Genomic DNA, 21,486 nt, shown 5'->3' with positions numbered 1-21,486 from the left:
GTTCCGAGGTGTTCTGCCGGTCTTTCCCGGCACGGGTGTCGGTAAGACGGTGATGTGTACGGGTCTAATCTCGAAGGATGACTGTGTACGGAAACTTCCCCGGCTCCCGCCCCCGGCGGCTGCGGACGACCCCGACGATGCGGCGGATGGTCGCCGAGACACGGCTCGACGCGGCGAACCTGATCCTGCCCGCGTTCGTGCGCGAGGGCATCGACGCCCCGGTCGCCATCTCGACCATGCCCGGCGTGCAGCAGCACACCCTGGACACCCTGCGGAAGGCCGCCGTCGAGGCGGTGTCGGCCGGGGTCTCCGGGATCATGCTCTTCGGCGTTCCCACGGACGAGAAGAAGGACGGCCGGGGCACGGCGGGCACCGACCCGGACGGCATCCTCCAGGCCGGTCTGCGCGCGGTGCGCGCGGAGGTCGGTGACGATCTCGTCATCATGTCCGACCTGTGCCTGGACGAGTACACCGACCACGGCCACTGCGGTGTGCTGACCGAGGACGGCCGGGTCGACAACGACGCGACGCTGGAGCGGTACGCCGAGATGGCCCAGGTCCAGGCCGACGCGGGCGCCCATGTGGTGGGCCCCAGCGGCATGATGGACGGCCAGGTCGGCGTCATCCGTGACGCGCTCGACCAGACGGGCCACGAGGACGTCTCGATCCTCGCCTACACCGTGAAGTACGCCTCGGCGTTCTACGGGCCGTTCCGCGAGGCGGTCGGCTCCTCGCTCAGGGGCGACCGCCGGACGTACCAGCAGGACCCGGCGAACGCCCGCGAGTCGCTGCGCGAGCTGGCGCTCGACGTCGCGGAGGGCGCCGACATGGTCATGGTGAAGCCGGCCGGTCCGTACCTCGACATCCTCGCGAAGGTCGCCGACGCGGTGGACGTGCCGGTCGCGGCGTACCAGATCAGCGGTGAGTACGCGATGATCGAGGCCGCCGCCGAGAAGGGCTGGATCGATCGGGACGCGGCGATCATGGAGAGCCTGACCGGCATCCGCCGGGCCGGGGCGCAGATGATCCTGACGTACTGGGCGACGGAGGCCGCGCAGCGGCTGCGGCGGTCCCAGGCGTAGGAGCGGGCGCCGGGCCCCGATCGCCGGCGTTGGGCGTTCCGTGTTCCACGCCTGGTGTCCGGTGTCCGGTTTTCGGTGTTGGGCGTGACGGTGTGCCGTCATCGGGAGAAAAGAGCGAGTCGTGGCCATGGTGGGCCTGTTCTGGATCGCCGAGGGCGACGTGTACGTGGGCGCGAAGCCGTCCGGTTCGGGGCCGGGGGTGCGCCTGACGCCCGAGGGCGTGGTGGCCCTGGGGGACGGGCAGTCCGGCCTCTACCTGTGGGAGGACGTACGGGCCCTCACGGTGGGTGACCTCCCCGTGAAGTCACTGAAGCGGCAGGTCGGCGCGGTCAAGGACGTGGCTCTGGGCCTGGTGGTGAACCTGGTTCTGCCCATGGGGCCGGGCCGGGTGGACGAGGCCTCGGCGCTGATGACGGTGCGCGTGGAGTCGTCCGGTGGCGAGTACGGGCCGACGGCGTACGTCGCCGCGGCCAACGGTTACCCGCAGACCGAGATCGACCTCTCCCGCGCTCTCCTGGCCCGCCTCACGGAGGGCGCCGCGACGATGTCGACGACGCTGGCCGCGATGTCGGAGTGGGGCCGTGCGTCCGGGGGCACGACGCCTCGGGGCGCGGAGCGGGAGAGGTTGCTGCGGGAGTGGGCGGGTGCGCCCGAGGGCCTGCCCGGCTGAGTTGTACGCCTGCCGGGTTGGGCCGTACGCCTGCCGGGTTGAAGCCGTACGCCTGCCGGGTTGAAGCCGTACGCCTGCCGGGTTGAGCCGTACGCCTGCCCATCCGGGCCCTGTGCCTGCCCATCCGGGCCTTGTGCGTGCCCATCCGGGCCCTGTGCCTGCGCGGACCGGATTTGTGGCTGCTCGGACGTTCTTTTGTGGCTGTCCGGACGGGATTCGTGGCTGCTCGGCTGATCGAGCCGTTCGCCGTTGTTCAGGGCCTGTCCGTCCCCGGCCGGGGACGGACAGGCCCTGAACGTCCGGTCGGTCAGGCGCGCTTGGAGCGGCGGCGGGCCGCCACGGTCAGGCCGGCTCCCGCGGCGAGCACCACGACGGTGCCGATGGCCAGCGGGATCGTGCCGTTGCTGCCGGTCGAGGCCAGGTCACCGTCCTTGCCGCCGGGCGTCGTGCTCTGCGACGGGGCGGGGGTGGCCGGTGCGGACTCGGAGGGGCTGCCGGACGGGGTGCCGCTCGCCGGCGGTGTGCTCACCGGGGTGGAGGGCGTGCCGGTCACGGGCGGCGTGGTGCCGGGGGTGTTGCCCGGGGTCGGGGTGGCCGGGGGAGGGGTCTCGCCGGTCTCCGGGAGGCAGCCGGTGAACGGGAAGTGGTGCGTCTCCGCGCCGCCCGAGCCGTGCAGCGAGGCGACCCACACCGAGCCGTTGACGGGGGCGCCGGTGCCCAGCTCCAGGTGCGCCTTGGGCGCCAGCACGCTGCCGGGCCAGGCGGCCTGGCTGCTCTTGGTGACCGCGGTCGCGTCGGGGAAGTTCCACAGCAGGCGGGCGCGGACCTTGCCGCCGGAGGCGCTCTGGAGCTTGTCGTCCAGCACGTAGTCCTGGCCGCCGGAGAGGAAGAACCCGGTGGTGCCGGCCTTGGCCATGTCGTACGTCGTGCCGCTGACGTTGACGATCGCGGTGGCGCCGGCGGGGACCTTGAGGTAGATGTCCTTGGCGCCTTCGAGCTGTTCGGCCGTCACCTCGAAGATGTTGCGGGTGGTGTTCGTGCCCTCCAGGGTGAGCTTGCCGCCGCTCGGCCTCACTTCGGTGCCGCTGGTCGCCGGTTCCTTCGCCAGTGCCGCGGAGTAGGACCGGAGCTTGCCGAACTCGGCGTCGAAGTCGATCAGCCCGGCGTTCTTGCCGAAGGTGCCGGAGTGCATTTCGAGGGCGCGGTCGCTGACCTTGCCGCCGACGACCGCGTTGCCCTTCATCACGGCGGTGACGGAACTGCCGTTGAGCAGGTCACCGCGGACGACGAGGGACGCCCGGCCGGGCAGGGCGTCGACCTCCGCGGCCGTCAGTTCGTTGGCGGCGCTGAAGCCGCCGCGGAAGTCGGCATTGCCACCTACGGCCACCGCGCCTTCCGCGTCGGGCGTGTGGACGTCGTCACCGAGGACGAACTCGCCGTACTTTCCGGCGATTCCGAAGGCGTCGGTGGTGCAGGCCGCGGCATCGGCGGCGGGTGTGGCCTGTGCGGCCGGGACGGCCGTCAGGCCGAGGACGAGGGCTCCGCCGAGCACTGCGGACGCGGCGGCGGCGGTTGCGGATATGCGCATGGGGGCGTGTCTCTCCAGCGGAGGTGCTTGTAAAGATTCCGTGGCGGCTTCGGCCAAGTTCTTCACACAATAGGATATTGGTCAAGACCAATGCGCAGAGTGCCGCTCTGTCCGGTTGTCAGTTCCGGTCCCGTGCCCCGGTCGGTTCTTGGCCCCACGTCCTTGTCGGCCCCTGGTCCGTGGGCCTACTTCCCCGTGACGTAGGCGTTCCAGATCCGGAGCGGGAAGACATTGCCGCGTCCCGAATCGGGCCCGCCCACCCCCTGCATTCCCAGCAGCTGAGGGGTGCCCGGCTTGTTGCGGAACATCGTGACGGCCGTGGTCAGCCCTTCGGTGTGGCCGATGAACCAGGCCGACTTCATCCGGTCGTCCTCGCCGGTCGCGCCCGCCGAGAGGTCGCCGGCAGCCCTGGTCCTGGCGAACGTGCCGAACTTCCCGTCCTTGCCCAGCCGCGTCCAGGCCAGCATCCCCAGGGTGTTGTTCACGTCGTCGGCCACCGAGGCGTCCATCGCGCGTTGCGGCTCGGGCTTCCCGAAGCCCTCGACCTTCTCGCCGTCCCGGGTCATCCCGGTCACCGAGTAGGGGTCTGCCCGCATGCCCTTGTTGCTGAAGGCGGTGTACGCGTCCGCCATCCTGACCGCGCTCGGAGTGGACGTACCGAGAGGGAAGGACTTGTCCAGACGGGCCAGGCTCTCCTTGTGCAGCCCGGCCGACACCGCCAGTTCCGCCACCTTCTTCAGCCCGATGTCCTTGCCGAGCAACGTGAAGGTGGCGTTGGACGACTTGATCAGCGCATCGCGCAGGGACGTCGGCGCCGTGACCATCGTCCGGCCGGGACCGGCACCCGACAGGGCGGGAGCCACCGCGTACGGGCCGTTCTTGACCAGGTGCCCCCCGTTGTCGTAGCCGCTGTCCAGAGAGATGCCGTCGCCGTGCTGAAGGGCTGCGGCCAGCACGAAGGGCTTGAAGGCCGAGCCGACGGGGACGCCCGCCGTGTCGGCGTTGTTGGCGAAGCGGGTGACCGCGTCGGCTCCGCCGTACACCGCGACCACCGCCCCGTCGGCCCGCACGGACGCGGCGCCGACCTCGACGTACTTGTCCTCGGAACGCTTCTTAGGGTCGAGGTCCTGCCTGCGCACACTGCGCACGGCCCGCTCCAGCTGCCCCACCCTGGCCTTGTCGAAGGTGGTGTGCACCCGGTAGCCGCCCCGGAAGAGGTCCTTGTCGGTGAGGCCCGAACGCTTCTTGATGTACTTGTTGGCGATGTCGACGAGATAGCCGGTCTGGCCGCCCAGGCTGGTCGGCTTCGCGGCCGGCTTCGGCTCGGGGAACTTCCGGTACGTGGCCCGTTCGGCCTTCGTCATCGTCCCGATCTCCACCTGCCGGTCGAGGATCCACCCCCAGCGGTCGACGGCGCGTTCGTGGTTGCCCTTGCCGTCCGCGGGGTCGTACTGCTCCGCCCCCTTGAGCAGGGAGGCGAGCAGCGCCGCCTGACTGGGGTCGAGGTCCTTCGCCGGGATTCCGTAGTACGCGTTCGCCGCTGCCTGGATGCCGTAGGCGCCGCGGCCGAACCAGCTGGTGTTCAGATACCCCTGGAGGATCTCCTTCTTGCCCTGCTTGTTGTTCAGCTTCAGCGAGATGAAGAATTCCTTGAACTTCCGGGTGGCCGACTGCTCCTGGCTGAGATACGTGTTCTTCACGTACTGCTGGGTGATGGTGGAGCCGCCCTGGGTCTCACCGCCCTTGACGATGCTCACGGCCGCGCGGGCGATACCCGTCGCCGACACCCCCGGGTCGGAGTAGAAGGTCTCGTTCTCGGCGGCGATGACCGCGTTCTCCACCGAATCGGGTATGTCGGCGAGCGTGACGTTCTGCCGGTTGACCGCGCCCACACTCACCAACTGGCTGCCGTCCGCCCAGTAGTAGACGGTGCCCTGTCTGCGCGCCTCGTCGTTCTCGTTCGGGATGTCGACGGAGGCGTACACCACGGCGAACAGGCCGGCCAGCGCGACGGCCCCGAACAGGAGCCCGCTCAGCATCTGCCGCCACGAAGGGATCCAGCGGCGCCAAGTACGTCTCCCCCGGCGGGGGTAGTCGATACCGAGTCCGCGATGGCGGATCGCGCGAATGGGGCGGATGGGGCTTCGGGCCATGCTCCAGCTCCTCGTTCACCGTCCCGTACCGGTGGCGCGGGGCTTGTGAGAGAGGATGTTCCGGATCGCGATCGGGTTGTCTCGAAGTCCGTCCGGGTGTGCGGTGTGCTCAGGCGAGGCCCGCCTCTTCCAGCGCGGATCTCGCGCAGGCCCGTACGAGGGGGTCGTCCTCGGAGCCTCCGGCGGCGATCAGGGCCTCGGCGACCGCCGGGTCGTCCGAGGCGTAGGGGCCGAGGGCCATCGCCGCGTACTGGCGCACCAGGTCCTCCTCGGGGTCGTTCAGCGCCGCCAGCAGGGCCCTGCCCGCACGGTGGCGCAGGCCGGGGTCGGCCGGGGGCCACAGACGCAGGACCGTGGCGGCCTCGGTGCGGGCGAGGTCGTACTCGCCCGCGTCGGCGACCACCGAGACGAGGAACGGCTGCGCGGCGGCGTTGTCGTCCAGTTGGGCGATGATCTCGCGCTTCCTGTCGCTGTCGGCCGGCAGGGCGCGGAACTCCTCGACGAGACGGGCGAGGCGGGCAGCGGGGGTGGCGGGGGCAGCGGCGGGGGTGGCAGGGGCGGGGTCGGCGTCGCGGTCGGCGTCGTCCGGGGCCGGCTCGGGGTTCATGGGCGGTGTTCCTCCGTTCGAGGGCTCGGTACCAGTTGATCAGGGACGGCCGATCAGTGCCGATCGATCAGGGCCGGCTGACCAGAGTCGGCTGCTCAGGACCCGTTGCTCAGGACCAGTTGATCACGGCCAGTTGATCAGGGTCATGAAGGCGACCCAGGTGAAGAACACGGTGGCGGGTGCGGCCACGGCGAGGGCGATCGCGGTCGGCGGCCTGCGCCTGGTGAACACCCAGCTCGCCACCAGGATGACCAGGGCCAGGAGCAGACCGCAGCAGGAGACCGTCCAGGCCGGACCGAAACTCGCGTCGAACCGGTGGGCATCCGCCTCCGAGCAGGAGTCGCAGGCCATCGGCGAGAGCATGCTGTACACCAGGGCGAAGAACGCGAGCGGGAGCGTGACGACCGTGGAGATCAGCGAGGCGATCCAGGTGTGCCGGGCACTGCCGGTGGTCTCCGTGCTGTCGAGGGCGTCGTCCGTGATGTTGTCGGGCATGCGTGCGATTCAACCGGGTGCCCCGGTGCGGCACATGAGTTGCCGTACCTAAGGGCTGTCCCGCAATTCCTGGTGGAACAGCGTGCGGCGTCGGATGCGGTGCATCGCAAGGCGGAGGGACGTCCACATACTGGGTGTATGTGGACGTTCCGACAACGCGGCGAGGTGCCGTAGCTGTCGTCGCACGCCCGCCAGGAATTGCGGGACAGCCCTTAGGGCCTCCGGCCGGTTCCGGTCAGTCCCACCAGAAGGACCAGGTCTCCTGGTTCAGCACCATCTTCTCGGCGTAGACGTCCAGGTCGTACGGCGGGTTCTGCTCGATGTTGTCCGGGCAGAACGCGAAGTGCTCGGCGGCGACCGCGCGGGCCTCCGGGAGGGTGGTGGGCGGGCGGCCCACCGAGACCATCAGGGTGTCGAAGCCCAGCACCACGACCCGTATGCCGAAGCGGTCCTCCCAGGAGCGGAGCACGGCACAGAGCCGGGCCGTGTCCTCCTCGTAGTTGAGCGGACCCGACCAGCCGATCGCCGCCGGTATGTCCGCGCTGCGCCGGGCCGGGACGAGCGCCACCCGCGAGCCGGGGTACCAGCCGTCCGGGCCGACGCACTCCTCGGCGATCGCGGCCGCCAGGTCGTCGGGGGCGTCCTGGCCCTCGGCGGCCGGGACGGGGGCCAGTCCCGGCCACTCGGCCTCGGCGGCGTCGAGCTCCTCGGGCGCGCAGTCCTCCCAGTACTCGCTGAGCACTTCCTCGGCGTCGTGGTCGCCGGGGTACGACGCGCTGTCCGGGATCAGGTCCCAGTCCCCGGGCCGCTCGTCGCGTCGCCCGCCGTCGATCAGCACGGGAAGCAGGCCGACCGCCCGCCCGGTGGCGTGCAGTGTGCGCCATGCGCCGTGGGACGCCGGCTCGTCGGCGCACCAGAGCAGCGGCTCGTGCCAGGTGCCGTCGATCGTGGTGTCCACCAGCGTGCCGGGCGGGAGTCGGAGCCCTGAAGTGGCCAGGGACGGGAGCGGGTTCGGGAGCGTCGCCATGACTACGACTCTAGGCGCGCCCACTGACAACCGGTCGCCCACCGGAAACCGGCCGCCCCATCGACAGCCGGCCGGGCGCCGCGGTTCGGCTACGGGTGTGCGTGAACGACGACGAACCCGGTGGGCGCCGTGGCGCCGTCGGGCAGTGGTGCGGGCGCGGTGACGTGGCCGAGTGCCTGGCCGTCGGCGTTCTGCCCGGGCTGGAGCACGCGGTTGACGTGGAGGGTGAGTTCGCGTCCGTCGGGTGCCGTGGTGACCAGGATGTCCGTGCCGTCCGCGCTGTCGGCGGTGGTGAAGGAGGCGACCTCCGCCGTGCTGCCGGGTTCGTCGAGCCGGGCGGTGACGGACGGGTCAGGGGTGTGGCTCGTGCTCTGCATCTGCGGTTCGGCCGCGCCGGCGACGAGGGCGAGGAGCTGGGCCACGACGACCGGGTCGTGTACCCCGTCGTACACCCAGCGCTTCCCCAGCACGCCGTGCTCGGTCGTGCCGATGAGTGCGTCGTCGGCGCCCGCGAGCGGTGCTCCGCGATAGCTGAACGGCACCTGGTACGTGATCGGTTGGTCCCCCGACGTGTCGGTGACCACCATGAACTCGATGCCCACCTCGCCCTTCGGGTCGTCCAGGCGGAATCCGCCGGTCCGGGCCGGCTCGGGCTGCTGGCCCGTGCCCCGGTACCAGGGCTGTGCGGGCAGCCAGGTGGTGAGGAGTTCCAGCTTGGTGGGCGTCAGGGTGGTGCGGTGGATGACAGCCATGGCGGTGTATTCCTCCCGGGGACGTGGGTTCAGGCGAGTCGCGGGTCGGCGGCGAAACCGGCGAAGGCCGTCCAGGCGGTGGGGGCGACGGTGAGCATGGGACCGTCGGGGTTCTTGGAGTCGCGGATGTGGATGGCGGCGGGGTGGGCGGCGATCTCGACGCACTCGCCGCCATCGCTGCCGCTGTAGCTCGATTTCTGCCAGTCGTAGGCGACTTCGAGACAGGCGCCGCCCTCGTCACCGCTGTAGCTCGACTTGCGCCATTCGTAGGCGACTTCGAGGCACTGCCCGCCCTCGTCGCCGCTGTAGCTGGACTCGAACCACTCAAGTGTGGTGCTCATTGCTCTCCCAGCAGACGATCCAGCAGGCCCACGGTGGCTTCGGGGCTGAGGGCCTGGGCTCGCAGCATCGCATACTTCTGGGCGAGGATGCTGATCTCGTCGGGGTCGGAGACGAGCAGGCTGCCGCGCTGTGTCTCGGAGTAGGCCACCCGCTGGAAGTCCGGTGTTTCCAACAGGATGAAGGGGCCGTTCAGGCCAGCGTGGGTGCGGTGGTTCAGTGGCAGGACCTGGAGGGAGACGCCGGGAAGTGCGGCGCAGGCGCGCAGGTGGCGCAGCTGTTCCACATGCCCCTCGTTGTCGAGGAGTTGGAGCATCAGGACCGGTTCCCAGACGACGAAGCTGATGGTCGGGGGTGGCGGTCGATGAAGGATCTCCTGGCGCTCCAGGCGGGCTGCCGTCTTGGTGACCACCTTCTCCTCACTGAAGGCCGGGACCCGGTTGCGAAACACTGCCTCGGCGTAGCGCTCGGTCTGGAGCAGTCCCGGCATGACCTGGTTGTCGTACCAGGAAAGCGCCAGCGCCTCCCGCTCCAGGTCCAAGTACGCCTCCGCCCATGCCGGAATCAGGTCGATGTCCGGCAGCTCCGACACTGCTGCCTTCAACGCGCCTTTGGTGTCCAGCAGGTCGTCCAACTTGGCGGCGAGCTCGGGCAGTAGCGTCCGTCTGCCCTGTTCGATGGAGGCGATCGTCTCCACCTGATGGCCTACCAGGTCTGCGAGTTGGGTCTGGGTCAGGCCGGCCGCCCTGCGGAAGACGGCGACCAGTTTGCCCACGAGTTTCAACGCCGACGCGTTCTTGCGCTTCCGCTTTCCGGGGTGCATACCGAGCGAACTTCCACGTACACGCCCGGGTCACGCGCGCGCGACCCGTACAAGAAATCCGTACGGGTGCGCAGGGGTCAGGACCGGGGCTCGGGCGGAGTCCATTCGACGGCCTCCCGGACCGTCGCGTCCGGGTCCTGGGAGAGGCGGTGGAGGAGTTCCGTGGTGCCACGGGACGACCAGTTCTCGACGGCCCATACGAGGGCCCTGCGGACCTTCGGGTCCGGGTGGTCCGCGAGGTGGGCCAGCTGGTCGACCGGTCCGCGTCGGCGCAACCCGAACCAGTGCAGCGTCTGGACGAGCTGTTCGGGGTCGCCGGGGCTGCCCGCCGCGGCGATGCGGCGCACGAGGACCGCGGAGGCGGGGGGAGGGCCGTCGAGCGGGTGCGGGCGGCGTTGCCGCAGGCGCTGCGAGCCGTACTCGCCGCGCACCCGGCAGCCGAAGCAGGTGCAGGGCACCTTTCCGTTGGAGTCGGGGAAGTACCGCCAGCCGGTGACCTGGCTGACCGCGCGGATGCGGTGCACCTCGCGCTTGGTGACCGTCCGGGGGACGAACACCTCCCAGCCGCGCGGGTCGGGCAGGGCGGCGAGACGGCGTACGGCCTCGGCGGCCGTGACCGTCGCCGGGTCGCGGTGGTAGCGGCCCAGGGTGACGGGTTCGTCGTCCGGCAGGCGGATGTGCACGGCGACGAGTCCGCGCGGGCCGCTGCGCCGGGACAGTTCGCGCAGCCACTGGTGGGTGAGGGTGTACGAGGGGAGGACGGGGAAGCAGTAGAGGCCGCGTGGCAGTGAGGCGTCGCGGCCGTGGCTGATGGCCCGTACTCCGGAGCGGCGGACGCGTGAGGCGTTCGCCGCGGGGGTCAGGTGCACGAACATCGCCATGCGGACGATGCTAACGAGTGGGCGTGCGGCCGGCCGGGGCCGGTGTTGTTCTGGGATGCCGGCGGTGGGGACGCGGGCAGCGTGGCCGTGCAGATGATCGTCGTGCGGTGGTCCGTGTCGTCGCGGGGCGGCGAGGGTGCCCGGCTGCGGCCCCGGGTGCCGAAGGGGTTCCTGCTGCCCGAGGGGGTGTCCGGGCCCGTTGTCCGCCGCGTGGAGTGCGACGAGGTGAACGGGTTCGTGCCGCGCTTTTGTACGTTCGAAGGGCTTCGCCCGCTGGAGAACGGCACGCCGTTGCGGCTCGCGATGGAGGCCGACGGCGTCCGTGTGTTCGCCGATCGGAACCGGCGGGCCACCGCTCCTCCTGCCCGCTGGCTGCGGTCCGGGCAGTGGTTGCGCCGGCGGGACACGTCCAGCGGGCGTCGGCGGGACACGTCCAGCGGGCGCCGACGGGTCGGGATGACGGTCGTGAACGTCGCGGTCGTCGGCCGCCCTCCGTCGAACCTCTTTCCCGGAGTGCCCGCGTACGGCGTCGGATCCGTGGAGACCTGGACCGGGTAACGGGCCGCCCGGCGTTCATTGTTGATCATCAAGCGTGCAGAATGAGCCGTATGTCGATGACGAACACTCCAAAAACGGCGACGGCCGACGATGCTGAGCAGATCGGCCGCATGCTGGCCAGTGCTTTCGACGACGACCCGATGATGCGCTGGTTCTTCCCCGAGGACGCCACCCGCGAGGAGGGGATGGCCCGTTACTTCAGCACGATCTTCGCCCGGCAGTACGTCCGGCACGGTGTGTGTGAACGCACCGGTGCGGCGGCCGCGTTCTGGGTGTCGCCGGAGGGGCAGGAGAAGGCCGTTCCCGACGCGGAGACCGTCCAGGAGCTGGAGAGCATCCTCGGCGATCGGGCTTCGCTGTTCCGCTCGGCCGTCGAGGCGGCGGCCGAGCACGGGCCGAAGGAGCCGCACTGGTACCTGGCGGTGGTCGGCGCGGACCCGGCCGCCCGGGGGCAGGGGCACGGGGCGGCGCTGCTGCGGTCGGGCCTGGCCAAGGCCGACGCGGCGGGCCTGCCGGTCTACCTGGAGTCCTCCAAGCCGGACAACCTGCCCTTCTACGAGCACTTCGGCTTCACCGTGCTCGGCGAGGCGGAGCTGCCGGGCGGCGGACCGAAGCTGTGGGCCATGCGGCGAGCTCCCCGCACGCCGGACGGCGTCTGAGACCCCTCGTACGGAATGACCGGCCGGCGCCGACTCAGGCGCCGGTCACCCGTCCTGCGCCGGGGCGGAACGGCCCTTGTTCCTGTGGTGGTTCAGCCAGGAGAAGGCCAGGAGGCGGCCACGAGACGGCCGGGGGCGCGGCGGCGGCCACGGAGGCCCCGGACTTGAGCCGGGTCGGTCCGCCGGGGGCGCTCCCGGTCGCCCGCCCCGGACGTGGCGGCCCCCTCCCGTACGGCTCTAGAGCTTGTCGGCGCAGAGGAGGCGGTCGCTGCGCACCGGGTCGTCGTCGATCAGCGAGTTCTCGGTGAACATGGCGTCCGCCTCGCCGTCGCACGGGTCGTCGAAGCCGCCCACGATCGCGTCCTCAAGGACCTTCGTGACCTTGTGGGTGGCGCCGTTCTTCCTGCCCTCGGCCCGGCAGGCCACTTCCGAGGCGGAGCTTCCGTTCCCGGCCGCGCTGTGCACGCAGTCACCGACCTGGATCCGCGGGCCACCGCCTCCGCCCGGGTCGCCGGGGTGCGGGGCTTTCAGGTTGCGCATGCAGGCGTAGCCCTCGCCGGAGACCGGCCGGTCCTCCAGGATCGCCATGCTGATCGGGACGTTGACCGCGAAGTCGGTGTTGTCGGAACAGGCGGTGGCCTCGAAGGGTTCGGGGAAGCCGATGTCGGCCCGGTCGACGACCTTCGCGACGGCCTCGGGACCGTCGCAGGGGACCTCGCGGTAGACGTCCTTCTTGCCCGGCTCGGCGGCCGCGCACTCGCCCTCGGCGAGGAACTGCTCTCCGTACGACGGATTCACGGAGGGGGTCGGGGAGGCGACGGCGGCGGATGCCCGGGTCACGTCCGGCGGAGGGCCGTCGCCCGCCTTCCCGCAGCCGGTGATCAGCACCAGCGCGGCGACCGCGGCGGCGGTCGCGGCAGCGTGTCCGCGTGATGACGTCGGTATGCGACTGCTCTCCGTGCGCACGGTTCCCTCCCCCTCGGGCTCGATCTCCGATCCTACGTTCGACTGCCCTCTCCGGAGCGTGGGTTGTACGACGGACCCGGGGCGCGGGCGCCGCGACAGGGGGATAGCCCGACCATCGATCCGGATGATCGCCCCATCGTGCCGGCCCCCGTCCGGCGGGCACTGTGTGGGGCACAGGGCAGCGGGATGTGAAAGACCATCAGGAGCAGTACCGCGGCCGGGACTTCGAGGATTGAGGACGTAGACGTGACGAAGCACAAGCGGGCGCTGGTCGGTGCACTCACACTCGCCGTGGCGCTCGGCGTCGCGGGGGCCGGGCTCCCGGGGAGCGCCGCCGCCACGACCACCGCCGCGGTGTCCGCGGGACACGGGTCCGCCACCGACCACGCCCGGTTGCAGGAGATCCTCCAGCGGCTGACCACCGTCGACGGCGCGCCCGGAGCCCTCGTCGAGGTGCGGGACCGGCGCGGCAGCACCGTGCTGACCAGCGGTGTCGCGGACGTGAAGAGCCAGGCGCCGGTCGACCGCGACAGCAGGTTCCGGATCGGCAGCATGACCAAGATGTTCACGGCGACGACCATGCTCCAACTGGTGGGAGAGCACCGTGTCCGCCTCGACACTCCGGTGGAGCGCTACCTGCCCGGCGTCGTCCGCGGACACGGCAACGACGGACGGAAGATCACCGTCCGTCAGCTGCTCCAGCACACCAGCGGCCTGCCCGATTTCCTCGACTACCTCAAGCCGCAGGAAGTCGTCTCGAACCCGCTGGTCCGCTACGACCCCCGCGACCTCGTGGACCTGGCGCTCAAGAACCCCAGAGTCTTCAAGCCTGGCACCGACTGGGACTACTCCAACACGAACTACCTGCTCGCCGGTCTGATCATCGAGAAGGTGACCGGCAACACGTACGCCGAGGAGGTCCGCGAGCGCATCATCGAACCGCTGCACCTGCACGAGACGTACGTGCCGGACGACTCGACGATCCCCGGCCCGCACCCGCGCGGTTACGCGCAGCCCGGCAAGGACGCGCCGCTCCTGGACATCACGGAGGTCGACCCGTCCGTCGGCGGTGCGGCCGGCGGGATGATCTCCAGCGGCACCGATCTCAACCGGTTCCTGGGCGCTCTCCTGCGCGGCGACCTGCTGCACCCGGCCGAGCTCCGGGAAATGATGAAGACCCGGAGCACCGGCAGCAAGGGCGGCCGCGCGTACGGCCTCGGCCTGGAGAGCAGGACGCTTCCCGGCGGCGGCCTCTACTGGGGGCACGGCGGTGACTTCCTGGGGTACGAGACGATGGCCGGTGCCACGGTCGACGGCAGGCGGGCGACGGTCGTGGTCAATCTCGGCCCGGGAGGCTCGGACGCCCAGAGCGATGACATCGAGAGCGCCGTCCGGACGGCGCTCTCCGCGGGCCGCCCCTCTGCTCGCCCGTAGCGTGCCCGCGGCGGGGTGGGGCGGCAACGCGGTCCTGCGCGGCACGGCTGCGGCGCTCGCCGCCCTCACCGGGACCGGGTACCGGAGGATCAGTACGTGAGGGCGTCGTCCATTTCGCTCTGCCAGTACGTGACGAAGCCGTTGTCGCCCCAGGACGTGCCGGCGGGGAGCGTCAGCTCGGCGGAGGCGCCCGTGGAGCCCTGGTTGGCCTTGTTGGCGAAGTACACCGCGAGGTGGGTGCCCTTGTGCAGTTCCTGTCCGTCGGGCTCACCGGAGAGCCCGATCGAGGCGTAGGCGGACTGGCCCGGCTCAAGGGTGACCACGGCCTGCGGGATGCTGTCGCGGAGGACCGGGAAGGCGGCCTGGGCGTCGTCGAACCGGAGCGCCGGAGCGTGGTACGCGTAGCAGGGGGCGGAACCGGTGTTGGTCGCGGTGAGCAGCAGGTGGTTGATGGGGCGGCTCACCTTGGTGACGGTGACCTTGGTGTTCGAGCCGGTGCAGGTGACGGGGGACTTGCTGCCGCCCCCGGTGGCGCCGGAGCTGCTCTTCCCGCTGCCGCTCCCGCTTCCGCTGCCACCGGTGGAGCCCTTGGAGGCGGTGGAGACGTTCTCGGCGGGCGCGTCGGCCTTGCCGCCGCCGGTCTCCTTCGCGTCCCCGGCGTCCTTGCCCGTGTCGGGGGTGGCGGTGCTGCTCGCTGCCGGAGCCGCCGCGTCGGACTTGCCGTCGTTGCCGTTGTCGTTGCCGCCGCAGGCGGTGAGCGAGAGGGCGGCCAGGAGGGCGGTCGCGGCGAGGGCGGTGGTGCGGATGTGGTTGCGCATGATGCTGGTACTCCCCGTGTGCTGGTGTCGGTGTTCGGTCAGTTGTGGCAGATCAGGAACATGACGATCGCGGTGGACACGATCACCACTCCGATGGCCACGGCATCGATGGGCTCGATGCGGAAGTGGATTCGCACTGCGTTGTCCCGGTGGTCGCTGCGGTGTGGTCCCAGATTGCGGGGCGGCGGATTCCGGCCGCAACGCCGAACAGCCCATTGGGGATGCTGGAATGGCTGCGCGTACTGTGACCTGGGCAGATTCCACGTCCCTGGAACGGCGTTCCGGGACGGACCAGGAGGGGGAACGCCGCAGTGGTGACGCCGGAGGCCGGGGAATTCGCGGCTCTGCTGAAGGAACTGAAGGAACGTTCGGGACGCAGTTACGGGGTGCTCGCCGGGAGACTGCACGTCAGCACGTCGACGCTGCACCGGTACTGCAACGGTGACGCGGTGCCGAACGAGTACGCCCCGGTGGAGCGGCTGGCGCGGTTGTGCGCGGCGACTCCGGAAGAGCTGGTGGAGCTGCACCGGCGGTGGATCGTCGCGGATGCGGCACGGCGACGCCCCGCCCAGGCCGCTCCTGCGGCTGCTCCCGTTCCGGCTCCCGCTCCCGCGCCCGTTCCGGCTGCTGTGCCCGCTCCTGAAGAGCCGGTGCGGGATGCGGGTCTCAGGGACGAGGCCGGGGACAAGGCCGGGGACGAGGCCGGGGACAGGGCCGGGGTCGGGGCCGGTGGCGATGTGTCCGGGAGCAGGCCCGGAGTCGGGGCCGAGGACGGGACCGCATCCGGATCGCTGTCCGGAGCCGAATCCGAACCCACGATTCTGGCCGGTGGGCCGCGTCGGCCCCGGCGGTTCCTGGCCTCCGCGCGGACGCGGGTGCTGCTCGCGGCCGTCGCCGTCGTCGCGCTGACCGTGCCGACCTCGATCGTCGTCAGCAATCTGTCGGGCACGGACAAGGACGACCTCAGCAACGTCCCCGCCGTGGAGCCGAAGTACCCGGACGACGCGCGCGCCCGGTCCGGCCTCGACCCGAGCACCACCGCCTCGCCCGGCAGGACGAAGAAGTCGGGCAAGCCCGTACCGTCCGGCTCGGCGACCGTCTCGTCCCCGCCGGCCGGCGGCGCCTCCGCCACGTCCGGGAAGCGTGGCACGGGTGCCGGGCCGGGCGGGCAGCAGAGCGGGGGCGTGCCGCTGAGCGCCACGATCAGCTCGTACAACTGGGAAGAGCCCTGCGGCCAGCACTACGTACTGGACCAGAAGCCGGAGGACGTACCTCCGCCGCCCTCGCCGCAGGGCACCCGGGGCTGGGCCAAGGCGCTCGGCGGGGTGGACGGCGGCAGCATGCAGCTCGAAGTCACCGTGCAGGGGAAGTCGGGGCAGGCCGTCGTGCTGAACGGACTGCATGTGCGGACGCTGTCCCGGAAGGCGCCGCTGGCGTGGTCGGCGTACTCGATGGGCGAGGGCTGCGGAAGCGGTGTGACTCCGCAGTCCTTCGACGTCGACCTCGACGACAGCCGGCCGAGCCTCACCCCGGTGGCGGGGCAGCAGGGAGATGAACGGGTGCCGCCGAAGGACTTCCCGTTCAGGGTGACCTCCACCGACGTGGAGGTGTTCGACCTCACGGTCCACGTCGAGGGGCACGACGTCAGCTGGTACCTGGACCTGGAGTGGAGCAGCGGCGGCCGGACGGGGATGCTGCGCATCGACGACGGCGGGAAGCCGTTCCGTACCAGCAGCATCCAGGCGCGGCCGAAGTACATGTACCGGTACGACACGGCCCAGTGGGTGACCAAGGAGTGGGACTAGGGCCTCTCGCGTCCCTCGTGGTCACGGCCACCGGGCCGGTGCGTACGGGCGGGCGCCCCGGGCAGGGGCGCTCTGGGGTCAGAGGCGCTCGGGGGTCCGGATGCCGAGCAGTTCCATGCCCTGGTGCAGGGTGCGGGCGGTGAGGTCCGAGAGGAAGAGGCGGTTCTCGGCCACGTCGCCCGGCACCTCGGGCTTGAGCACCGGGCACTGGTCGTAGAACGTCGTGAAGAGCGACGACAGCTGGTAGAGGTACGAGGCCAGCTTGTGCGGCTCGTACGCGGCGGCGACCTCGGCCACGACCTCGGCGAACTGGTCCAGGTGCAGGGCCATCGCGCGCTCGGCCGGGGCCAGCTCCAGCTCCGGGTGGGGCTGGGACTTCAGCTCGCCCGCCTTGCGCTTGATCGAGCGGGACCGGGCGTGCGCGTACTGGATGTACACGCTGGTGTCGCCGGTGAGCGAGACCATCTGGTCCAGGTCGAACTTGTAGTCGCGGGCGGCCGACGTGGACAGGTCCGCGTACTTGACCGCGCCGATACCGACCTGGGTGGCGCGCTCGGTGATCTCGTCCTCGGTGAGGTCCTTGGCCTTCTCGCGGACGACGGTGGACGCCCGGTCGATCGCCTCGTCCAGGAGGTCGGCCAGCCGGACCGTCTCGCCCTCACGGGTCTTGAACGGCTTGCCGTCCTTGCCGAGCACCGTGCCGAAGGCGAGCTGGAGGGCCTTGACGTCCTCGTTCAGCCAGCCGGCCCGGCGGGCGGTCTCGAAGACCATCTTGAAGTGCAGGGCCTGCCGGGCGTCCACGACGTACAGCAGGGTGCTCGCCTTGAGGTTCTGCACCCGGTCGCGGATCGCGGAGAGGTCGGTCGCCGCGTAGCCGTAGCCGCCGTTCGACTTCTTGACGATCAGCGGCGTCGGGTTGCCGTCGGGGCCCTTCACGTCGTCGAAGAACACGCAGAGCGCGCCCTCGGAGCGGACGGCGACGCCCGACTCCTCAAGGATCCGGCAGGTCTCCTCAAGCATGTCGTTGTAGCCGGACTCGCCGACGATGTCGGCGTCCCGGATCTCCATGTCGAGCTTGTTGAAGACCGAGTAGAAGTAGATCTTCGACTCGTCGACGAAGCGCTGCCACAGGGCGAGCGTCTTCTCGTCGCCGGCCTGGAGCGCCACGACGCGGTCCCGGGAACGGGCCTTGAACTCCTCGTCGGAGTCGAAGAGCGCCCGCGAGGCCTTGTAGAGCCGGTTCAGCGAGGACATGGCGGCCTCGCCGTCCGCCTCGCCGTCGCCCTCGTGGGTCAGCTCGTCCGGGTGCTCGGTCAGGTACTGGATGAGCATGCCGAACTGGGTGCCCCAGTCGCCGATGTGGTGCCTGCGGACCACGGACTCGCCCGTGAACTCCAGGATCTGCACCATCGCGTCACCGATCACCGCGGAACGCAGGTGGCCGACGTGCATCTCCTTGGCCACGTTCGGCTGGGCGTAGTCGATGACGGTCGTGCCGGCGGCGCTGTTGTACGGCACACCGAGCCGGCCCGCGTCGTCCGCGGCGCGGGCGGCGAGGGTCTCGGTGATCGCCTTGTCGGTGAGCGTGATGTTGAGGAAGCCGGGGCCGGAGACCTCGATCTCCTTGATCAGGTCGCCCGCCGGGATCGCGGCCGTGACCTGCGAGGCGAGCTCGCGCGGGTTGCCCTTGAGCTTCTTGGCGAGGGCCAGGATGCCGTTGGCCTGGAAGTCGGCCCGGTCGCTTCGGCGCAGCAGCGGGTCCGCGGTGCCGGCATCCGGCAGGGCTGCCGTCAGGGCGTCCGCGAGCTGCTGCTGGAGCGTGGAAGCGAGGGAATTGACCGAGGCCATGAGCTGGCTGCCGTTTCCGTAGGAGTACAAGGGATCACGCCCAGTATCCCACGGGGTGTAAAGCCGTTTTCGCGCTGCCGGGGGGACCTGGGAGAATGGGCGTGCCCCTATGAGTCCCACAAGGGTGTTTCCTACGAGTCCTACAAGAGAGAAGGACGTGCAGACCGTGGCTCAGAGTCAGAGCAGCACAGAGACCGACTGGGTCTCCCGCTTCGCGGACGATGTCATCGCCGAATCGGAGCGTCGTGCGCCTGGCAAACCGGTCGTCGTCGCGTCCGGCCTCTCCCCGTCGGGCCCGATCCACCTGGGCAACCTCCGCGAGGTCATGACCCCGCACCTGGTCGCCGACGAGATCCGCCGCCGGGGGTACACCGTCCGGCACCTGATCTCGTGGGACGACTACGACCGGTACCGCAAGGTGCCGAACGGTGTCCCGGGCATCGACGAGTCCTGGGCCGAGCACATCGGCAAGCCGCTGACCTCGGTGCCCGCCCCGGCCGGGTCCGCGTATCCGAACTGGGCCGAGCACTTCAAGGCCGCCATGACCGCCGCGCTGGACGAGCTGGGTGTCGAGTACGACGGCATCAGCCAGACCGAGCAGTACACGGCGGGTACCTACCGCGAGCAGATCCTGCACGCGATGAAGCACCGCGCCGACATCGACGCCGTCCTCGACCGCTACCGGACGAAGAAGGACCCGGCGGCCGCGGGCGCCAAGGGCGGCAAGAAGCCCCAGCAGCAGAAGAAGGTCGACGAGGCCGAGCTGGAGGCCGAGGCGGGCTCCGGCGCGGCCGGCGAGGACGACGGCAGCGGCGGCTCGTCCGGCTACTTCCCGTACAAGCCGTACTGCGGCAACTGCGAGAAGGACCTCACCACCGTCACGTCGTACGACGACGACAGCACCGAGCTGAACTACACCTGCACGGCCTGCGGCTTCGCCGAGACGGTGCGGCTGAGCGAGTTCAACCGCGGCAAGCTGGTCTGGAAGGTCGACTGGCCGATGCGCTGGGCGTACGAGGGCGTGATCTTCGAGCCGAGCGGGGTGGACCACTCCTCGCCGGGCTCGTCGTTCGTCGTCGGCGGCCAGATCGTCCGCGAGATCTTCGACGGGGTGCAGCCGATCGGCCCGATGTACGCCTTCGTCGGCATCTCCGGCATGGCGAAGATGTCCTCCAGCAAGGGCGGCGTGCCGACCCCGGCCGACGCGCTGAAGATCATGGAGGCGCCGCTGCTGCGCTGGCTGTACGCGCGCCGCAAGCCCAACCAGTCCTTCAAGATCGCCTTCGACCAGGAGATCCAGCGGCTCTACGACGAGTGGGACTCGCTGGCGCGCAAGGTCGCCGACGGTTCGGTGCTGCCGGCCGACGCCGCCGCGTACGCGCGGGCCGTCGGCACTGCCGCCGGTGAGCTGCCGAGCACGCCGCGCCCGCTGCCGTACCGGACGCTCGCCTCGGTCGTCGACATCACGGCCGGGCACGACGAGCAGACGCTGCGCATCCTGAGCGAGCTGGACCCGGAGAACCCGCTGACCGCGCTGGACGAGGCGCGGCCGCGACTGGACCGCGCGGAGAACTGGATCACCAACCAGGTCCCGGCCGATGCCCGCACGATCGTGCGCGACGAGCCGGACAAGGAGCTGCTCGGTTCGCTGGACGAGCAGGGCCGCCAGTCGCTGCGGCTGCTCGTGGACGGGCTGGACTCGCACTGGTCGCTGGACGGGCTCACCACGCTCGTCTACGGCGTGCCGAAGATCCTGGCGGGCCTGGAGCCGGACGCCAAGCCGACGCCCGAGCTGAAGGTCGCGCAGCGGTCGTTCTTCGCGCTGCTGTACCGGCTGCTGGTCAGCCGGGACACGGGGCCGCGACTGCCCACGCTGCTGCTGGCCGTGGGCGCCGACCGGGTCCGCAGGCTGCTGGGCGCGTAGCGGTTCGTAGCGGTTCGATTCCGTTCCACTCCGGTCCATTCCGGTTCGATCCGGTTCGTTGTTCACGTAAGGGCCGTCACCCGGTGGATCGGGTGGCGGCCCTTCGGTGTTGCTGTGGTGTCGCTGTGGTGTCGCTGTGGTGTCGCTGTGGTGTCGCTGTGGTGTTGTCCGCGGTGTTGTCTGTGCTGTGGCTCGCGGCTCTCAGGCGATGTGGTCCGCTTCGAGTTCCGCGTGGTAGCGGTTCTTGAACTCCGGCATCATGCGGCGGATCAGCGCCGCGCTGCGCGGGTGCCTGACGTTGTGGCCGTCCGTGACGTGTATGTCCAGGGCGTCGACGCTCGGGTAGTCGTTGTGCTGGTTCACGAACGCGGCGAACACCTCGTACGCGATCGCGGCGAACTCCGCGTCCTCCTGCGCCCACTCGGCGGGGTCCGGCTCGGGCTCCTGGGGCCGCTCCTGGAGCTGGAGCTGTTCCTGGAGCCGTTCCCCGTCCTCGTGGTTCTGCTGGGGCTGACCCTGTTCCTGTTCCTGCGCCTGTTCCGGGTCCTGCTGCTGGTGCTGTGCGGTACGGGGGCCGGGTACGGCGCCGATCGTGCCCACGCTGCCCAGGGGGCGGGTGCGGCCGCCGGGTCCGGTGGGGACCATCACCGGGGTCGGTTCCAGGCCCTCGACGTACGTCGGGTTGTAGGCGCTCTCGTATGCCTCGTCCGGGACCCGGGGTGCCGCGAACCAGGGGCTCTCGTGCGAGCCGGGCCCTTCCTGCTGCCAGTCCTCGGGCAACTCCCCGGCGGCGCCGGGGTCGGAGGGGTGACCGTGTTGCGGTTGGGCCTGCTGGTGTTGCTGCTGCTGCTGCTGGTGTTCGTGCTGGGCGTGGTCCGGTTCGTACTGCTCGGCGTACTGCTGCTCGGGCGCGTACGGCAACTCGGGCTGGAGCTCGCCGGGTTCGACCTGGGCCAGGGCCTGGGCCGGGGGGAGCAGGGCGGGTTCGATGCCCGCGGCGGCCAGGCCGGCCGGGGCGGTCTCGGCGAGCGGGACGCCGTACTTCGCCAGGCGCAGC

The 21,486-nt window shown here is 70.6% G+C and carries 19 protein-coding genes and 1 pseudogene; 7 read left to right on the top strand and 13 right to left on the bottom strand.

Annotated features, from left to right (window positions below; genetic code table 11):
* Nucleotides 1-77: 77 nt before the first annotated feature.
* Complete coding sequence (gene hemB / locus ACGF8B_RS41295) at nucleotides 78-1,082, top strand: porphobilinogen synthase (protein WP_392747988.1); 1,005 nt, start codon at nucleotides 78-80, stop codon at nucleotides 1,080-1,082.
* A gap of 121 nt (nucleotides 1,083-1,203) precedes the next feature.
* Complete coding sequence (locus ACGF8B_RS41290; RefSeq protein ID WP_392747986.1) at nucleotides 1,204-1,752, top strand: hypothetical protein; 549 nt, start codon at nucleotides 1,204-1,206, stop codon at nucleotides 1,750-1,752.
* 307 nt (nucleotides 1,753-2,059) lie between these two features.
* Here the strand turns inward: ACGF8B_RS41290 and ACGF8B_RS41285 are convergent, their stop codons facing one another.
* From ACGF8B_RS41285 to ACGF8B_RS41245, 9 genes are all read right to left on the bottom strand, one after another.
* The gene (locus ACGF8B_RS41285) at nucleotides 2,060-3,340 is read right to left on the bottom strand and encodes a choice-of-anchor A family protein (protein WP_392747984.1); all 1,281 of its coding nucleotides are present in this window, start codon (nucleotides 3,338-3,340) and stop codon (nucleotides 2,060-2,062) included.
* 185 nt (nucleotides 3,341-3,525) lie between these two features.
* Nucleotides 3,526-5,493: a transglycosylase domain-containing protein gene (locus ACGF8B_RS41280; RefSeq protein WP_392747982.1), complete on the bottom strand. Its 1,968-nt coding sequence runs from the start codon at nucleotides 5,491-5,493 to the stop codon at nucleotides 3,526-3,528.
* A 109-nt stretch (nucleotides 5,494-5,602) separates the two neighbouring features.
* Nucleotides 5,603-6,100, bottom strand: coding sequence for a hypothetical protein (locus tag ACGF8B_RS41275; protein ID WP_392747980.1), 498 nt, complete (start codon nucleotides 6,098-6,100; stop codon nucleotides 5,603-5,605).
* Nucleotides 6,101-6,223: 123 nt separating this feature from the next.
* Complete coding sequence (locus ACGF8B_RS41270; protein ID WP_392747978.1) at nucleotides 6,224-6,595, bottom strand: DUF983 domain-containing protein; 372 nt, start codon at nucleotides 6,593-6,595, stop codon at nucleotides 6,224-6,226.
* A gap of 235 nt (nucleotides 6,596-6,830) precedes the next feature.
* Nucleotides 6,831-7,622: a DUF4253 domain-containing protein gene (locus ACGF8B_RS41265; RefSeq protein WP_392747977.1), complete on the bottom strand. Its 792-nt coding sequence runs from the start codon at nucleotides 7,620-7,622 to the stop codon at nucleotides 6,831-6,833.
* An 89-nt stretch (nucleotides 7,623-7,711) separates the two neighbouring features.
* Nucleotides 7,712-8,374, bottom strand: coding sequence for a 1,4-alpha-glucan branching protein (locus ACGF8B_RS41260; RefSeq protein WP_392747975.1), 663 nt, complete (start codon nucleotides 8,372-8,374; stop codon nucleotides 7,712-7,714).
* A 29-nt stretch (nucleotides 8,375-8,403) separates the two neighbouring features.
* The gene (locus ACGF8B_RS41255; RefSeq protein ID WP_392747973.1) at nucleotides 8,404-8,715 is read right to left on the bottom strand and encodes a DUF397 domain-containing protein; all 312 of its coding nucleotides are present in this window, start codon (nucleotides 8,713-8,715) and stop codon (nucleotides 8,404-8,406) included.
* Entirely contained in the window at nucleotides 8,712-9,536 is an 825-nt protein-coding gene (locus ACGF8B_RS41250) for a Scr1 family TA system antitoxin-like transcriptional regulator (protein WP_392747971.1), read from the bottom strand. Before ACGF8B_RS41250 ends, ACGF8B_RS41255 begins: the two co-directional genes overlap by 4 nt.
* A 77-nt stretch (nucleotides 9,537-9,613) precedes the next feature.
* Nucleotides 9,614-10,417, bottom strand: a complete 804-nt coding sequence (locus tag ACGF8B_RS41245; protein ID WP_392747970.1) for a HEAT repeat domain-containing protein — start codon at nucleotides 10,415-10,417, stop codon at nucleotides 9,614-9,616.
* A gap of 81 nt (nucleotides 10,418-10,498) precedes the next feature.
* Between ACGF8B_RS41245 and ACGF8B_RS41240 the strand changes: the two genes are divergently transcribed.
* Together ACGF8B_RS41240 and ACGF8B_RS41235 are read left to right on the top strand one after the other, a co-directional pair.
* Nucleotides 10,499-10,975, top strand: coding sequence for a hypothetical protein (locus ACGF8B_RS41240; protein WP_392747969.1), 477 nt, complete (start codon nucleotides 10,499-10,501; stop codon nucleotides 10,973-10,975).
* A gap of 41 nt (nucleotides 10,976-11,016) precedes the next feature.
* The gene (locus tag ACGF8B_RS41235) at nucleotides 11,017-11,634 is read left to right on the top strand and encodes a GNAT family N-acetyltransferase (RefSeq protein ID WP_392747967.1); all 618 of its coding nucleotides are present in this window, start codon (nucleotides 11,017-11,019) and stop codon (nucleotides 11,632-11,634) included.
* A 237-nt stretch (nucleotides 11,635-11,871) separates the two neighbouring features.
* On the opposite strand, the gene ACGF8B_RS41230 is transcribed toward ACGF8B_RS41235, so the two are convergent.
* Nucleotides 11,872-12,600 carry a hypothetical protein gene (locus tag ACGF8B_RS41230; protein ID WP_392747965.1) on the bottom strand — a complete coding sequence of 243 codons (729 nt, stop codon included), beginning with the start codon at nucleotides 12,598-12,600 and terminating at the stop codon, nucleotides 11,872-11,874.
* Between the two features lie 246 nt (nucleotides 12,601-12,846).
* Here ACGF8B_RS41230 and ACGF8B_RS41225 point away from each other — a divergent pair, with 246 nt between their 5' ends.
* Nucleotides 12,847-14,034, top strand: coding sequence for a serine hydrolase domain-containing protein (locus ACGF8B_RS41225; RefSeq protein ID WP_392747964.1), 1,188 nt, complete (start codon nucleotides 12,847-12,849; stop codon nucleotides 14,032-14,034).
* 89 nt (nucleotides 14,035-14,123) lie between these two features.
* On the opposite strand, the gene ACGF8B_RS41220 is transcribed toward ACGF8B_RS41225, so the two are convergent.
* Nucleotides 14,124-14,855 carry a DUF4232 domain-containing protein gene (locus ACGF8B_RS41220; RefSeq protein WP_392748011.1) on the bottom strand — a complete coding sequence of 244 codons (732 nt, stop codon included), beginning with the start codon at nucleotides 14,853-14,855 and terminating at the stop codon, nucleotides 14,124-14,126.
* A 308-nt stretch (nucleotides 14,856-15,163) separates the two neighbouring features.
* Here ACGF8B_RS41220 and ACGF8B_RS41215 point away from each other — a divergent pair, with 308 nt between their 5' ends.
* The gene (locus ACGF8B_RS41215) at nucleotides 15,164-16,657 is read left to right on the top strand and encodes a helix-turn-helix domain-containing protein (RefSeq protein WP_392747963.1); all 1,494 of its coding nucleotides are present in this window, start codon (nucleotides 15,164-15,166) and stop codon (nucleotides 16,655-16,657) included.
* A 78-nt stretch (nucleotides 16,658-16,735) separates the two neighbouring features.
* Here the strand turns inward: ACGF8B_RS41215 and argS are convergent, their stop codons facing one another.
* Nucleotides 16,736-18,505: an arginine--tRNA ligase gene (gene argS / locus ACGF8B_RS41210; RefSeq protein ID WP_392748009.1), complete on the bottom strand. Its 1,770-nt coding sequence runs from the start codon at nucleotides 18,503-18,505 to the stop codon at nucleotides 16,736-16,738.
* A gap of 157 nt (nucleotides 18,506-18,662) precedes the next feature.
* Here argS and lysS point away from each other — a divergent pair, with 157 nt between their 5' ends.
* On the top strand, nucleotides 18,663-20,429 hold the full coding sequence (gene lysS / locus ACGF8B_RS41205) for a lysine--tRNA ligase (RefSeq protein WP_392747961.1): 1,767 nt from the start codon (nucleotides 18,663-18,665) through the stop codon (nucleotides 20,427-20,429).
* Between the two features lie 201 nt (nucleotides 20,430-20,630).
* Here the strand turns inward: lysS and ACGF8B_RS41200 are convergent.
* Nucleotides 20,631-21,486: pseudogene (locus ACGF8B_RS41200) on the bottom strand (hypothetical protein); the annotation flags it as partial.

Origin of the sequence: Streptomyces sp. NPDC047917 (assembly GCF_043204345.1) — a bacterium.
GTDB classification, from domain to species: Bacteria; Actinomycetota; Actinomycetes; order Streptomycetales; family Streptomycetaceae; genus Streptomyces; species Streptomyces sanglieri.
The sequence above is the reverse complement of the archived record's forward strand: the minus strand, read 5'-3'. Positions and strand labels throughout refer to the sequence as shown.